This is a genomic window from Dyella sp. NPDC103356, assembly GCF_055584465.1.
In genome coordinates this window covers 1-15,215 of sequence record NZ_JBVJLZ010000016.1, presented here as the reverse complement: position 1 = coordinate 15,215, position 15,215 = coordinate 1, and the positions used below count along the sequence as shown (strand labels likewise).

Annotated in this window: 15 protein-coding genes; 7 read left to right on the top strand and 8 right to left on the bottom strand. The window is 59.3% G+C overall.

What is annotated here, in order from left to right; genetic code table 11:
- Nucleotides 1-26: 26 nt before the first annotated feature.
- The 7 genes from ACZ6WW_RS22880 to ACZ6WW_RS22850 all read right to left on the bottom strand — a co-directional run bounded on the left by ACZ6WW_RS22880 (nt 27) and on the right by ACZ6WW_RS22850 (nt 6,603).
- The gene (locus ACZ6WW_RS22880) at nt 27-2,369 is read right to left on the bottom strand and encodes an MMPL family transporter (protein WP_465276258.1); all 2,343 of its coding nucleotides are present in this window, start codon (nt 2,367-2,369) and stop codon (nt 27-29) included.
- Nucleotides 2,366-2,983 (bottom strand): LolA family protein, encoded by a 618-nt coding sequence (locus ACZ6WW_RS22875; protein WP_465276257.1) that lies wholly within the window; start codon nt 2,981-2,983, stop codon nt 2,366-2,368. Before ACZ6WW_RS22875 ends, ACZ6WW_RS22880 begins: the two co-directional genes overlap by 4 nt.
- On the bottom strand, nt 2,971-3,765 hold the full coding sequence (locus tag ACZ6WW_RS22870) for a glycosyltransferase family 2 protein (protein ID WP_465276256.1): 795 nt from the start codon (nt 3,763-3,765) through the stop codon (nt 2,971-2,973). The genes ACZ6WW_RS22875 and ACZ6WW_RS22870 overlap by 13 nt, the downstream gene beginning before the upstream one ends.
- An 8-nt stretch (nt 3,766-3,773) precedes the next feature.
- Nucleotides 3,774-4,043: an acyl carrier protein gene (locus ACZ6WW_RS22865; RefSeq protein ID WP_465276255.1), complete on the bottom strand. Its 270-nt coding sequence runs from the start codon at nt 4,041-4,043 to the stop codon at nt 3,774-3,776.
- Between the two features lie 366 nt (nt 4,044-4,409).
- Nucleotides 4,410-5,513: a Glu/Leu/Phe/Val dehydrogenase dimerization domain-containing protein gene (locus ACZ6WW_RS22860; protein ID WP_281849571.1), complete on the bottom strand. Its 1,104-nt coding sequence runs from the start codon at nt 5,511-5,513 to the stop codon at nt 4,410-4,412.
- A gap of 256 nt (nt 5,514-5,769) precedes the next feature.
- On the bottom strand, nt 5,770-6,135 hold the full coding sequence (locus ACZ6WW_RS22855; RefSeq protein ID WP_465276254.1) for a YXWGXW repeat-containing protein: 366 nt from the start codon (nt 6,133-6,135) through the stop codon (nt 5,770-5,772).
- Nucleotides 6,136-6,276: 141 nt separating this feature from the next.
- On the bottom strand, nt 6,277-6,603 hold the full coding sequence (locus ACZ6WW_RS22850) for a YXWGXW repeat-containing protein (RefSeq protein WP_465276253.1): 327 nt from the start codon (nt 6,601-6,603) through the stop codon (nt 6,277-6,279).
- A 163-nt stretch (nt 6,604-6,766) separates the two neighbouring features.
- Here ACZ6WW_RS22850 and ACZ6WW_RS22845 point away from each other — a divergent pair, with 163 nt between their 5' ends.
- The 3 genes from ACZ6WW_RS22845 (at nt 6,767) to ACZ6WW_RS22835 (ending at nt 8,842) form a co-directional block, all read left to right on the top strand.
- Complete coding sequence (locus ACZ6WW_RS22845) at nt 6,767-7,390, top strand: TetR/AcrR family transcriptional regulator (protein ID WP_465276252.1); 624 nt, start codon at nt 6,767-6,769, stop codon at nt 7,388-7,390.
- Complete coding sequence (locus ACZ6WW_RS22840) at nt 7,383-8,309, top strand: alpha/beta hydrolase (protein ID WP_465276251.1); 927 nt, start codon at nt 7,383-7,385, stop codon at nt 8,307-8,309. The genes ACZ6WW_RS22845 and ACZ6WW_RS22840 overlap by 8 nt, the downstream gene beginning before the upstream one ends.
- 233 nt (nt 8,310-8,542) lie before the next feature.
- Entirely contained in the window at nt 8,543-8,842 is a 300-nt protein-coding gene (locus ACZ6WW_RS22835; RefSeq protein ID WP_465276250.1) for a hypothetical protein, read from the top strand.
- Between the two features lie 32 nt (nt 8,843-8,874).
- Here the strand turns inward: ACZ6WW_RS22835 and ACZ6WW_RS22830 are convergent, their stop codons facing one another.
- The gene (locus ACZ6WW_RS22830) at nt 8,875-9,351 is read right to left on the bottom strand and encodes a hypothetical protein (protein ID WP_465276249.1); all 477 of its coding nucleotides are present in this window, start codon (nt 9,349-9,351) and stop codon (nt 8,875-8,877) included.
- Nucleotides 9,352-9,509: 158 nt separating this feature from the next.
- On the opposite strand from ACZ6WW_RS22830, the gene ACZ6WW_RS22825 reads away from it, so the two are divergent.
- From ACZ6WW_RS22825 to ACZ6WW_RS22810, 4 genes are all read left to right on the top strand, one after another.
- Complete coding sequence (locus ACZ6WW_RS22825; protein WP_465276248.1) at nt 9,510-12,977, top strand: methylmalonyl-CoA mutase family protein; 3,468 nt, start codon at nt 9,510-9,512, stop codon at nt 12,975-12,977.
- Nucleotides 12,978-13,043: 66 nt separating this feature from the next.
- Nucleotides 13,044-13,976 carry a dCTP deaminase domain-containing protein gene (locus tag ACZ6WW_RS22820; RefSeq protein ID WP_465276247.1) on the top strand — a complete coding sequence of 311 codons (933 nt, stop codon included), beginning with the start codon at nt 13,044-13,046 and terminating at the stop codon, nt 13,974-13,976.
- 5 nt (nt 13,977-13,981) lie between these two features.
- Nucleotides 13,982-14,692 (top strand): class I SAM-dependent methyltransferase, encoded by a 711-nt coding sequence (locus ACZ6WW_RS22815; protein ID WP_465276246.1) that lies wholly within the window; start codon nt 13,982-13,984, stop codon nt 14,690-14,692.
- A gap of 206 nt (nt 14,693-14,898) precedes the next feature.
- Nucleotides 14,899-15,215 (top strand): hypothetical protein (locus ACZ6WW_RS22810; protein ID WP_465276245.1); only part of this gene is annotated, 317 nt, incomplete at its 3' end.

Here is a 15,215-nt window from a genome sequence, read left to right as displayed (position 1 = left end):
CCATCGGCTCCCCAGAATGATTTCCATCATGTGCTCTTTTCACGCCCCAAGCTCATCGGCACCATCACCACGGTGATGCCGATGCCAAGCAGCAGCGTGAGTCCAAAATGTTGTAGCGCCGGCATCGAGCTGATCGCCAGCAGTCCAAACGACAGCAAGGCGGTGACCGCCGACAGCAGTACGCTGGTAAACGTGGCGCCGGGCAGATGCCGCGTATGCGGCTCGCCTTCCTGCATGAATACCGCGTAGTTGGCACCCACGCCCAGGACGAGCATCAAGGCCATCCAGTGGAACAGCGTCAACGGCTGGCCGAGATAGCCCAGCGCGGCCAGGGTCAGGCCGATGCCGAACACCGGCGGCGCCATGACACGCGGCATCTGCCGCCAGCCGTAGCGCCAGCCGAATACCGGCGCGATCAACACCAGCGCGGCCAGCAGCCAGAGGCTGGCGTAGTGGCGGTAACGACCGAACAGGTTCGACACGCTGGCCGGCTTGTCGATCAACTCCACGCCGGGCAGGCCTTCGGCGGCGGCGCGCAGCAGCGCGACGTCTTCTTGTCCTTGTGGCACGACCAGTGCGCCGAAGCCATGATTTTCATCGACCATCCACAGATATCGGAATGGGGTGGATATCGGCAGCTTCATCCATTCCTGGATAGTCAGCGGCGTACCTGGCCAGGCTCCGACATACGCGTCGATGGCATCCTGGCGAAAACCCGCGTTTTGCAGCATCGCCTTGAGCTTGTCCGGCTGCGCGAACAGCGGCGCCAAGGCGGCCCTATTGGCCTGCTGGCGCTGCTGCGAGGGCAGCATCACCGCGATGCCGAGCCAGCTTTGCAACGTCCCTTTGTCGACCATGGCCTGCAGCCGCGCATCGAGTGCTTCTTCGCGCTGCAAGGTTTGTTCGGCCGTGTCGCCGTGCACGAGATAGAACTGCGTGCCGTTGCCCAGGCCGGTGATATCGCGGATATGCGCTTCTTGTTCGGTCACGCTGGCGGGCGGCGAAATCAGCAGATGGATATCGTCGTCGTGGCCCAGCCGCCACCAGCCCGGCAATGCGATCACGATCAGGACGACAAACGCCGGCCAGCCGGCGCGACCGGCTAGGCGCTGCAAACCGCTGGCCAAGGTCACCAGTCGTGGCGACATCGGTTTGGTCGGTTTCTGCAGTAAGGCGGGCAGCAGCCAGAACACGCTGACGCACGCGGCAAGCATGCCGGCCATGGCGAACACCGCCATCTGCCGCAGAGCAGGGAAGGGCATCAGACCGAGCAACGCATAGCCGAGCAGCGAAGTGCCCAGGGCCAGCAACAAGGCAGGGCGCACCTGGCGCGAGCCACGTGCGGCATCCCATGACGTGCCGGCATTGGCGCGCGCGCTGAGGTACTGAATCGAGTAATCCACCGCTTCGCCAAGCAACGCCGCGCCGAACACCAACGTCAGCAAATGGACCTGGCCGAATACCAGCAGCGTCAACGTCAGCGCGGTCACCACGCCGATGGCCGTCGACAGAAACGCCAACAGCAAGGGGCCTGGCGAGCGGAACACCCAAAGCAGCAATAGCCCGATGCCCAGCGTCGAGATGATGCTGACCATGTGCACGTCATGTTCGGCATCGGCGCGCGCGGCAGCGGCGTAGAACAGTGCGCCGGCACGCGAGAGTTTCACGCTGGGATAATCGTGCTTGAGCGCTTGTTCGGCCGTGGCAAGCGCGGCCAATGCCGGCTGCTGCACGGTGTCGTCGTACGACGAGCCGTTCAAATCCGCCGTGACCAGCACGTAGGTGCGATCGTTCTGATGCGCGACCAGCAGATCGTCTTCGGGCAATAGCGGCGATCGACTCCACGGCTGCTGTTGCAGCCAGTGCTGCAGCCAGCCGAATGGATCGTCCTGCAGTTTCACGCCGACGCCGGCCAGGAAGGGCTCGTTGAGCCGCCTTGCCAGGATTTGTGCGGCGTCATAACCCGGTGCGCCGATCGCGCTGCGGTCGCCATCGGTCAGCAGATGAAAGCGATGGACCAAGTACGGCGACAGCAGCTGATCGAGATCGAACGGTGGCAGTTCGGCGGTTACCGAGCGAAACACCTTGTCCTTGGCCAGCGACTGGCCCAGCTTGCGTGCGGCATCCTTGGCGGTGTCGTCGTCGGCGTCCTCGACCAGCAGCACGATGCGATCGCCATTGGCATGAGTCAGTTGTTCGACGGCCGCTTCGGCCAGTGGATGGCGTTCCGTAGCCGGCAGCATCGCCAGCAGGTCGGTTTGAATCGGTATGTTGCCGCGCCCGAACACCAGCCATGCGCCCAGCAATGCAATGCCGACGGCAACCAGGGCAAAGCCGATCGCCCGGCGGCGCAGAACCGGCGCCGTCATGGGCTGCCGAGTGCGCGCTGTTCCAGCTCGCTCAAGGAGCCTGCCGCGCGCGTATTGCTGAAGCGGATAGCGGTGTTCTCGCCGCTTTGCAGAGCAATGCCGATGCCATCGAGAAACTGGCCGCCATCGAGCGTGATGCTGGTGAGCACGCGTGCCATGCGCGCCTGCTTCGGTGTGAAGCGCAGCGTCCATTTGGCCGGCGTGCCCTCGGCCTGCACATTGAACTGGCGCAGCGCTTCGTCCGGTTTGCCCGCCAGCATGCCTTGCAGCATCTGCGAGACCTGCGCCACGCCGCGATCACCGTTACGCACGGTTTGCAGATGGCCCTGATCGTCGACGCGCGCGGTGCGTGCGCCGGTCAAGGCAAGCGTTTCCTGGTAGGGGTCAGTGGTCTGCCACAGCATGCCGTGGCCGATCACGAACAACAGCTTGCCGCGGCTGATCTGCGGCGTGGCTAGCGCGGGGTTGTCGCGTTTCTGCTCGAAGTCGGCGCGCACCTGCGGGTGACTGGCCAGTTGATCGAGCGCGCTTTTCAGCAAGGTCTGGTCGGCAGCTTGCGCATGCACGCCAAGGCATACGAACAACAACAAGAAAAGAACGATCAAGCGGCGCATGCGGTACTCCGTCGTTTACGCCATAACAGCCCCGGTGCGCGAGGCAGCATGCCCAGCAGCAGCCGCGTATGCATGGCTGAGATACGGAGGTTATCGCGCAGCATGCGGAAATGCGAAAGCCCATTTTCCGGATAGATCACCCGCGTAGGCAGGTTGCGTACAGGTACGCCGCGCCACATCAGGCGTACGGCGATTTCCGTGTCGAAATCCATCCGCGCGGGCGGAGCATGGCGGGCGATTTCCGCACAGGTTTCGTTCAGCGGATAAAGCCGGTAGCCGCACATCGAATCGCGCAACTGCAGGGACAGCGTTTCAGCCCATACGCAAACATGCGTGACATAACGACCGTAAAGCCGTGCGCGCGGCACGCTGTCGTCGTAGATCGGCTGGCCGCAAACCATCGCATCGGGCGCGACCAGCCCTTCGGCCAGAAAGCGCGGCACGTCGGCCGGATCGTGCTGGCCGTCGGCGTCGATCTGCAGCGCATGGCTAAAACCTGCCTTGTGCGCCGCCAGCATGCCGGTGGTCAGCGCACGGCCCTTGCCCTGGTTATAGGGCAGGCGCAGCAAGGTGATGTTCGTATCTTGCGCGGACAACGCATCGAGCACCACGCGAGTGGCCTCGTTGCTGCCATCGTCGACGATCACGACCGGCAAGCCATGCGCACGCAGCGCCTGCGCGGTGGCGGCGATCGTGTCTTTATGGTTGTAGATCGGAATCAGCGCGCAGGGACGAAACGCCGCAAGGCTGACGGCGGCGTGAGCGGACGTGGCCGCAAGCATGCCGACGCTCAGCGATTGAGCAGGGCACGCACCGTCGCGACCACGTCGCTGACCGTACGTACGTTCTTGAAATCCTCGGGCTTGATGCGCGTGCCGGTCATGTCCTGCACCTGGATCGCCAGATCGACAGCGTCGATGCTGTCCAGCTCCAGATCGGTGAACAGGTGCGTGTCGGGTGTGACGCGCGCCGGGTCGATTTCGAAGGTATCGCGCAACACATCCTTGAGACGCAGCAGGATGTCTTCGTCGCTGATGCCGGTGGCCATGATCGTGCTCATAAACTTTCCAACCTGTCCTTACTCGTACCGTCCGTGTGGCGTGCCATGGCGGCTGTTTCGGCGACAGCTCTCATCCTTTTGGCGGCCCCAAAATCCGGCACAACGACGTCCCCGCAGCCATCAGGCCGCCCGGCGCTTCGTAAATATTCGTCCGCGGAGCGGACCCCCCAAATACACCCGCTACGACAAGCACTTTGTAGGGGAAGGCCTACAAAATGATGTTTCTGTGAAGATTTTAGCAGAGTTCTTCGCACATGCAGCGATTTGGGTCTTAAGTCATGGCCGCCTGAGACGCCGCCATCTCCATGGATCGCAAGAAAAAACGCCGGCACGGAGCCGGCGTTTCGAGGCTACCTGGCGAACCGATTACTGACCGCGCATGCGGCCGGCGAAGCGGGTGCCACCATTGCCCATATGCGGCAGCTTGATCTTGCCGATCGCGCTGATGCGCTCTTCGGCGAGGCGGTCGGCGGCCTTGTAGGTCGGCACGTTCTCGGCCTTGGAGATCTCGAAGATGCGGCCCAGGTTGTAGTAGATCGTGCGCATCATGCGCATGGCGCGCTCGCGGTTGTAGCCGTCGATTTCCAGCGACACGTTCATCACGCCACCGGCGTTGACGGCGTAGTCGGGGGCGTACAGCACGCCACGACGGGTCAGCTCGTCGCCGATCGCATCGGTGGCCAGCTGGTTGTTGGCCGCGCCGCAGACGATCTTTGCCTTGATGCGGTCGATGGTCTGCTCGTTGAGCGTGCCGCCCAGCGCGCAAGGCGAGTAGACGTCGGCGTCGACGTCATAGATCTCGTCCAGGCCCACCGCTTCGCAGCCCAGCTCGTCGACGCAGCGCTGCACCGCATCCTTGTTGATGTCGGTGACGAACACCTTGGCGCCCTGTTCGCGCAGGAGCTTGATGAACTCGCTGCCCACGTGGCCGGCACCCTGCACGGCGTAGCTGTACTTGCCCACGTCTTCGTTGCCGTGCTTGACCTGCAGCGCGGCCATCAGGCCCTGCAGCGTGCCGAACGCGGTGAACGGCGACGGGTCGCCCGAGCCGCCATGCACCTGGTGCACGCCGGTCACGTATTCGGTTTCACGGAACACGTATTCCATGTCGTTGACGTCGATACCGACGTCTTCGGCGGTGATATAGCGGCCGTTGAGCGAATTGACGAAGCGGCCGAAGGCGCGGAACAGCGCTTCGGACTTGTCCTTCGACGGGTCGCCGATGATCACTGCCTTGCCGCCGCCCAGGTTCAGACCGGCCACGGCGTTCTTGTAGGTCATGCCGCGCGACAGGCGCAGCACGTCGTTGACCGCATCCTGCTCGGTCTTGTACGGCCACATGCGCAGGCCGCCCAGTGCCGGACCCAGCACGGTGTTATGAATCGCGATGATCGCCTTCAAACCGGCGTCCTGGTTGTGGCAGAAGACAACCTCTTCATGCCCGGTCTTGGCGATGGTTTCGAAAATCATTGGAACGCAGACTCCACGTTTTTTCGGTGCCATGGGGATGGCACGCAGGATGGCGGCGGGGGTGGGCTTGGAGCTTCCCCGCCAAGGGGTATGCCTGAAACTCAAAGCCCCGGCCAGGGCCGGGGCGATGAACTCATTTCGACAAGTTTAATACGTCGCCGGGGGAAGTGCTTTCGCGGCGCAGCAAGAACCCCCTCACCCCAACCCTCTCCCCCGGCTAAGCCAGGGGAAAGGGGCGCTCTTAGACCCTCAAACCTCAGCCCGCAACCCAGACACCAGCCCGGAAATGCCACCCGCCATGCCCTTGCTCCCAATGCGGATGCACGTAGTGGTACCCCGGCCGCACCACTTCCCAATGCCCGGGCGCCGCCACGTATTCGCGCCCATTCCAGTGCCAATACCCGCGTGCCCACACGTAACCCGGGCGATATGCGGGCTCGACCTCCACAACCCGCTCCGGTGGCGGCTGCGGCGCAATCACTTCTTCCACATATTCCCGCTGCACCGGCTGTTCGACGATGACTTCGCGGCGCGGCGGCGGCCGGTCGTGCACTACGCGTTCTTCAACACAGCCGCTGGCAAGCAGCATCAGCGCACCGAGCGCAACATATCGAATGGTCATGCACAGTTCCCTTTGGAAAGTCGCTGTATTCAAGCGAAAGGCGCTTGCGGCAACTTGACGTTACCGGGCGGATGTTTTTGCGGTAATTACAAGTTCTTACAAAAGCGGGCGCCACCAGACAAGGTGGCGCCCGTTAGCCCCTTAACGACCCCAGTAACCGTCACGGAAGCGCCAGCCGTTGCCGTAACGCACCCAGCCGGCGGGACGATAGATATAGCCGCGGCGCACGCGCTCCCAATGACCGCCGATCCACACGTGGCCGACCCGCGGGCCGCGCCATGCCCAATAACCCGGCGCCCAGACCCAGCCAGGGCGTGCCACCGGGACGCGTTCGAAACGTGGCGGCGGCGGGGCGACGCCCACCTGCACGATGACTTCGCGCGCAGCTGCCGGCGGCACGTAGACAGCGCTGCCCAGGGCCAGTCCCAGACCTGCGACTAGAGCAAGCTTGCGAATGAGCGGGTTCATGAAATCTCCTGATTCTTATGTCGACCGCGATGTGCGGTAAGCGAGAGAACGTAGGTTTCTGTCAGCTGTTGACGATATTTCCCGAGCTCGTTCAGCTTGGAGCGAGCGACCTGTCTGACACGTTCATCTGGAAAAGAACGAACGATCGTGCTATTTTTCGTCCATGACGACTGCAACCGCCACGGGCAAGCGCGCTACGACCCGCGAAACCATCCTCGAGCACGCCTATGAGCTGGCCCGGAAGGACGGCCTGGAAGGGCTGTCCATCGGCAGCCTGGCCCAGGACGTGGGCATGTCCAAGAGTGGACTCTTCGCCCACTTCGGTTCGCGTGAAGAACTGCAACTTGCCGTGTTGCAATGGGTAGAGGCGCGTTTCGTGGGCAGCATTCTGCGTCCGGCGCTGCTGGAGCCGCGCGGCTTGCCGCGCCTGCGCGCGATGGTTCGCCACTGGAAGGAGTGGGGGCACATCCATCAGAGCGGCTGCGTGTTGCTGAGCGCCGTGGGCGAATACGACGGCCGCGAAGGCCCGTTGCGCGAAGCCATCCTCAAGCAGCAGCGCGGCTGGCGCGAGCAGATGCAGCGCGCGATCGGCCAGGCCGTGGAACTGAAACAGCTCGACGCCGACACCGAGGCCGAACAGTTCGCTTTCGAAATCTACGCATTGATGCTTGGCCTGCATCACGACGCTGGCTTGTTTGGCTACGAGGAAGCCAGCCAGCGCACGGATGCAGCCTTCAACCGACTGCTTGGCAGTTATCAAACCACCGTGGAGCGCCATCATGGCTAAGGCGAACGCACATGCGCATGCCAGCGCAAAGATGAAGTTCAAGCTCGGCGTCGTACGCGCCGGTTTTGTTGTCGGTGGCCGCATTGCGCCCAAGCGCACCGCCAAAAGCGCGGCCCTGCTTTTCGCAACGCCATTCGCCAGCAGCCGTACGCGCGCAAAAGCGGCAAACGCCGATGCCGAGATGCAGCGCGGCACGCTTGAGGTCAAAGGCGAAACCATCGCCACCTACGTTTGGGGCGACCCCGTGAAGCAGCCGTATGTGTTGCTTGTGCACGGCTGGTCCAGCTTCGGCCTGCGTTATCTGCCCTGGATCACGCAGCTACGCGAACTGGGCTACGCCATTGTCAGTTTCGATCAGCCAGGCCATGGCAACAGCGGCGGCAAGCTGTGCACCTTGCCCGATTTCATTGAGACCATTCGCGCCGTGGGTAAGCACTACGGGCCTGCCGAACTTGCCATCGGGCATTCGTTGGGCGGCGCGGCCTTGGCGCTGGCGCAAGACGAATGCTGGCACGCCAGGCGCCTGATCCTGATCGCACCGGCTGCTGACATGACGGATGCGGCCTCGCGCTTCTTTCGTTTTGTGCGCCTGGGTCAACACCTTCTCAATCCTTTCCTGGGCTGGCTTGAGCGTCGTACCGGCGTGCCTGTGGCTGACCTGCAAGTTCACCAGCACCTGGCGAAACTCGGCCAACCCGGCTTGATCGTGCACGATCTGGAAGATGCCGATGTGCCGTGGGGCGAGGGCGAGCGTTATGCGCGTTATTGGCAAAGCTCGCGTTTGCTTACCACCCAAGGGTTGGGCCATCACCGTGTGCTCGATGCGCCGGAAGTGATCAAGGCATCGCTGGCGTTTATTCGCGGCGAAGTGGTGGGCGAGCGCGTGGTGGGTTCGACGAATCTGCCGCTTTGTGTGTAACGGCCGATCTCGAAAAATCCTCTCCTATTTCGTCATCCCGGCGCAGGCCGGGATCCAATCCTCAGTCCCCGCTCGTCAGATGACGTGTGGCAAGCATCTGCGTTGAGGAATAGATCCCGGCCTGCGCCGGGATGACGAATAGGGGGCTTTTCAAGGGCTCACCAAGCCGCCCTGCAATTGGGCCGCCTGTATAATCCTCGCAACCAAAGCCCTCAGAGCGAGTGTCGCAAGTCATGCCATCCAGCTGGCTTCCATGGTTCGCCTTTTCCTGGGCTGGAGCCTGTCTACTCTTAACGATACTTCTGCGCAGAAAGATCCTCGCGGTTTATCCGGATTTTTTCGATGAAGCCAACGAACAGCGTTGGTTCGGTCTGCGAAGAAAAACCTTCGAGCGAAGCATGATCTTCGATACCGACCTGCCCGGCGACTGGGTAGAGCTCGGTCCCTTCGTAAAATACGGGCTTTACGCCGTGCGCATAATGATCGCCATGTTTTTCCCGTTGATCCTGGCGCTCGGCTATTTCTCGCAGTAAGAAAACGAGTGGCGCCGCCTTCCATTGTTCCGTCAACTGGTCCAGCGCCCCCACATATCCCGATAACGATATAGCGCACCTGTAGCAGTAGCTCGCTCCTTGATCAGCGTCGTTAGCGAATCGAAGTTCTCAAGCGAGCCGCTGATGGCGGCCCATGTCTTATGAGAGCGATCAAGCAGCTTGAGCATACGTGGGCCTTTTCCACCTTGCAGAAGATTGACTTCCGATATCTCCGAAAACGGAATATTTCGTTCGGAAAGCAGTTGTTGAATATGGACATCGGAGTGCGTAACCCGGACACGGCACTTGATTACCGAAGCGTAAGCAAGCACGCATGCCGCCGTGGCTCCCGCCAACAGGAAAAGGTAGCCGCCAAGTGGCAATGCGGAGTGGGAGTGTCTGGTGAGGAGGTAAGCCGCGCTGAAGAAAATGGCGGGACAGGGAATGAACCAACCGAACCAGGCTACGTAGGCTTTGGAGTATCGAAACTCCATCTGATCTGTGCTCACGTTCCCCACGATATGTCCCCGGTTTGGTCGACACGATCCTAACCGGGTTCGGTAAATGCAGCACTGCAACAATCGCCGCGCCGGTACCGGCCCATGACCCCGAAACCCGCAAAGCATTAGAATCAGCTAGCTAACCGCACGCCCTCCCCGGAGTCCCCATGAGTTCCACCGCCAAGCACGTCCCCGCCACCGCTGCGCAGTCCGAAACGACCCCGTTGCGTTTCGTCACCGCCGCCAGCCTGTTCGACGGGCACGACGCCGCGATCAATATCATGCGCCGCATCATTCAGTCGCAGGGCGCGGAAGTCATTCACCTGGGCCATAACCGCTCGGTCGAAGACGTGGTTCGTGCTGCACTGCAAGAAGACGCCGACGCGATCGCGCTGTCGTCCTACCAGGGTGGTCATGTCGAGTACTTCAAGTACATGGTGGACATGCTCAAGGAGCGCGGCGCGGCCCATATCCGCGTGTTCGGCGGCGGTGGCGGCACCATCACCCCGGAGGAAATCCGCGAGCTTCAGGCCTATGGCGTCGAGCGCATCTACCACCCCAACGACGGCATGAAGCTCGGCCTGACCGAGATGATCGAAGACGTCATGCAGCGCACCGGCAACGCCGCCGCAAAGCATGCGCAGGAACAGGCGCCGGCCAAGGTCGACGTCAAGGACGAGATCAGCATCGGCCACATGCTCTCGGCCATCGAAGAAGGCCGCCTGGGCGAGAACGAGCTGGCGCACCTGCGCAAGGAATGGGCGCTGGCCGGCAAGAGCACACCCGTGCTCGGCATGACCGGTACCGGCGGCGCGGGTAAGTCATCGGTAGTGGACGAACTGCTGCTGCGCTTCCTGCATGCGTTCCCGGAGATGCGCATCGCTGTACTCGCCGTCGACCCGACCCGTCGCCGCAGCGGCGGTGCCTTGCTTGGCGATCGCATCCGCATGAACTCGCTTCGTAACCATCGCGTCTATATGCGCTCGATGGCGACGCGTCGCCAGCACGCCGCGACCAACGAAGTGCTGCATGACTGCATCAACTTCCTCAAGAGCCAGCCCTACGATCTGGTCATCGTCGAAACCGCCGGCATCGGCCAGAGCGATTCGGAAATCGTCGATCTCGTCGACTTCCCCGTCTATGTGATGACCAGCGACTACGGCGCGGCCAGCCAGCTCGAAAAAATCGACATGCTCGATTTCGCCGAATTGGTGGTGCTCAACAAGTTCGACAAGCGCGGCGCTGAAGATGCACTGCGTGACGTGCGCAAGCAGTGGAAGCGCAACCGTACCGCCTTCACCCTGAAAGACGAAGACGTGCCGGTGTATCCCACCATTGCGAGCCAGTTCAATGATCCGGGTGTGACCTGGATGTTCTCCAATCTTTGCCGATTGATGCGCGGTAAGCTGTCGCTCGCGGCCGAACGTTGGGAGCCCAAGCTCGACACGTCGTTGAAGGAGCCGCGCGCCACCGTGCTAATCCCGGGCGCACGCGTGCGCTATCTCGCCGAGATCGCCGAGCAGGGCCGCGGCATCAACAGCGGCATCGAGCACGAGGCCGAGTACGCCAGCAAGGCGCAGCATTATTACGAATCGCTCAAGGATCTCGGTGACGACAAGCTGCCGAAATCGCTGTCGCGCTACGGCCACGACGATGTCGTCGAAGGCGGCGAGATCAAGGTCGACCGCACCTTGTTGTTGTTGCGTCAGCGCTACAACGCCGCCGTCAAGGAGCTGAGCAGCGAAGCCATCCACCTTCTGCGCGACTGGCCGGCTCTGTACAAATCCGTCACCGACGAGGTCAACGAATACAAGGTTCGCGACAAGGTGATTCGCGTCGACAACTACCGCGAATCGCTCAGCCATCAGAAGATCCCGAAAGTATCCCCGCCCAAGACCAAGGACTGGGGCGATCAGTTGCGCTTCCTGATGCGCGAAAACCTCCCCGGCCACTACCCGTACACCGGCGGTGTCTACCCGTATCGCCGTACCGGCGAAGACCCCACCCGCATGTTCGCGGGCGAGGGCACGCCCGAGCGCACCAACCGCCGCTTCCATTACCTGAGCCAGGGCGGCGCCGCCACGCGCCTGTCCACGGCATTCGACTCGGTCACGCTGTACGGCGAAGACCCGGCGCCGCGCCCGGACATCTACGGCAAGATCGGCAACTCCGGCGTCAACGTCGCCACGCTCGACGACATGAAGAAGCTGTACTCCGGTTTCGACCTGAGCTCGCCGTCCAGCTCCGTCTCCATGACCATCAACGGCCCCGCGCCGATCATCCTCGCGATGTACATGAACACCGCGATCGATCAGAACGTGGAGAAATACCTCAAGGCCGATCCGCAGCGCTGGGCCGATGCGCAAAAGAAGATCGAAGGCTTCTTCGCCCAGGCTAAGCGCCCGCAATACTCCGGCGAGTTGCCCAAAGGCAACGAAGGCTTAGGCCTCGGCTTGCTCGGCATCACCGGCGACCAGCTCATCGACGCCGACACCTACGCGCGCATCAAAGAGGAAACCCTGCAGACCGTACGCGGTACCGTGCAGGCCGATATCCTGAAAGAAGACCAGGCACAGAACACCTGCATCTTCTCGACCGAATTCGCGCTGCGCATGATGGGCGATATCCAGCAGTACTTCGTCGATCACAAGGTGCGCAACTTCTACTCGGTCTCGATCTCGGGTTATCACATCGCCGAAGCCGGCGCCAACCCGATCAGCCAGCTCGCCTTTACACTCAGCAACGGCTTCACCATCGTCGAGTACTACCTCGCGCGCGGCATGAACATCGATGACTTCGCGCCGAACCTGTCGTTCTTCTTCTCCAACGGCATGGACCCGGAATACACCGTCATTGGCCGCGTCGCCCGCCGCATCTGGGCCCGCGCCATGCGCGAGCGTTACAGCGCCAGCGCACGCAGCCAGATGATGAAGTACCACATCCAGACCTCCGGCCGTTCGCTCCACGCGCAGGAAATCCAGTTCAACGACATCCGCACCACGCTGCAAGCGCTGTACGCGTTGTTCGACAACTGCAACAGCCTGCACACCAACGCATACGATGAGGCGATCACCACGCCGACCGAAGAAAGCGTGCGCCGCGCCGTGGCCATCCAGCTCATCATCAACCGCGAGCTGGGCCTCAACTTCAACGAAAACCCCTGGCAGGGCAGCTACGTCGTCGACGCACTGACCGACCTGGTCGAAGAAGCGGTATACAAGGAGTTCGAGGCGATCAGCGAGCGCGGCGGCGTACTCGGCGCCATGGACACCATGTACCAGCGCGGCAAGATTCAAGAAGAGTCGATGTACTACGAGCAGAAGAAGCACGACGGCAGCCTCCCGCTGATCGGCGTCAACACCTTCCTGCCCAAGGACCACGGCGGCGAAATCGCCACCGAGATCGAGCTGATCCGCAGTACCGAAGAAGAAAAGGGTCAGCAGATCGACAACGTCCTGGCCTATGCCAAGAACCGCAACGACCTCGCCCCGCAAAGCCTCAAGACGCTACAGAACACCGCCCGCGAGCGGAAAAATGTGTTCGAGCAGCTGATGGAAGCGGTGAAGTACAACTCGCTGGGGCAGATTAGCCATGCCCTTTATGATGTGGGTGGGGAGTATCGGCGGAATATGTAGATAAGTCTGGTTGGGTGATTGTTTTTTTAAAGCATTGGTGGCTGGTAAGATAATTTCGGGGGGAGTATGGCTATATTAAGTGATGAGACAATTCGGGATTTGATTTCGAGTAAGCGCTTAATTTCGGGTGTGGGGGCGGAACACGCAATGTATTGCGCGTTTCATTTTCCTGCAGGGAAAATATATGTTCCAGCCACCCAGGAAATCCTCGACTGGACTGATAGCAAGGAGAAAAGGGAGTTCTACGCAGTCCAGCCAGGTCAGTTAGTCTGGGTACGGACTATGGGGCGAGTGTCGATGCCAAATAATATTTGTGCTTTTTGGTGGCAGACGAATGCGCTATCCAGGAAAGGTTTGATGCTTGTCAATATGAGTATGGTTGAGCCCGGATATGAAGGTTGCCTTAGTTGTTTATTTGTTAATTTTGGAAAAGAAGTCGCCGTTATTCATAGAAAGCAAGCGGTAGCCAAACTTGTTTTTATGCAATTGGATAAGGATGCAAAGGTTCCGTATGATAAAAATATAAAAGATGATAATTACGATATGAATTTAGTTGACCTTATGGCAACAGGGCCGCATTCTTTTCTTCAGATCGCTCAGTTATCAGAGCAATTTGACAGGGCGTCACAGAATTTTGAGGAAGAAAAGAAATCTACCTATGAGAAAATAAAAAGCTTATTTGACGACGGATTGAAAAATCAGGAATCTTTTTCAAATGAATTGAGGAAGAAATTTCTGGATGATATTGAACAAGATTCAAGTAAAGTCCTAAAGCGGACATTTGGATGGGCGGTGCTTGTCATTGTGGTTGTTGGCGCCATCTTGAGTGTTTCATCCACGATTAAATCTTATTTATCTCCGGATATAAAGGATCAGATTCATGACGCTGTATTAAAGGAACTTTCAAATCATACTTTTTTCCCTGCTGCATCTGGAAGCTCGGCGGTGAGGGCTGGCGATGGAGATTCGAGAGCGCATTCTAAAAATGATTCGAAGTAATAAACTTGTCTGATGAGTGGTTTTATATCTTGAAAAAAAAAGGCGACAAATCAGAGTGGAAGCCAAGGAGTGCCTACAATCAGGGCGCGTTAATGTATGATGATTGGGATTGGCAAATGTTTTGGCGTGAAAACGAGATGCCAACGATAGTTTCATTGATTCCTAGTGGTGCTCGGTCTATTCTAGACGTGGGTTGCGGTACAGGGGCTCTTCTCGAAAGGTTAAGCGCTCGGGGGTTGAATTGCGTTGGTCTCGACATAAGCGAAGGAATGCTCAAAAAAGCGGGTTCACGTTTAAGCAAAAATGTAAACCTAGTGCAGGCTGATGCCCGAAAAATACCATTTTGTTCAGGGGCGTTTGACGTTGTAATTTGTTCTAGAGTGCTCTCGCACGTTAAGAAAATTAACGAAGTTATTTCTGAAATCGCAAGAGTTGCACATTCAAATGCTATTATAATATTAACGGATATTGATCCTGGTCATGAATATCGGTTAACTAAGATACCAGGGTATAGCGGATCTCTGCATGTTAGGACATTTAAGCATTATCCGGAAGCATTGATGTCGTACGCCTACAGGTCGAAGCTGAAGTTTTTAGATAAAAAGGATATCGAGGCCAATAGTTTTAATTGGATGCCTCCAGATGGAATGCTTAAATCTATTGATAGAAGTGGCTCTAGAGGTGTCGGATTCATTTTGGTGTTTGAAAAATATTAAGTAACCTAGCATATATTTCGTACTCCGCAGTTGAGGGTTATAACTTTGGGTGGTGCTTTGGAGCGCTGGTCCTTTTCGTGGGCTGAATCGTTGCAGGTACTTCTGCTCTTGTCGGAACGCTTATCGGCGGCAAGGCTGGTCTATGCAATGTCTGGACCGGCCTGGCAGCGGAACTCATCTGCGCCCTCATCACCATCGTTTGCCTGGTGCGACGCGAATGGCGCGCGTTCCATTGCCCTCACGAGCTGTACTCCAAGGAGCTGGAAGAAGACTTCCATGGCTATCACGAACTCGTATGTTGGGTGTGCGAACACTCAGTCGACGATATTGGTCGGCGCCTGCGATATCTGCGCAACCGCAAGCTGAAGTTTGCTTATAAGAAATTAATGGGGTCAGGTTACTTTTTCAAGAAATTAATGGGGTCAGGTTGGACTACCCCCGATTTCTCGGACGGTTTAAATCGTCACCGTGAGCATACGCTCAAAACTGTCCGGCGATTGATAGTCAAGACTGCTGTGCAAGC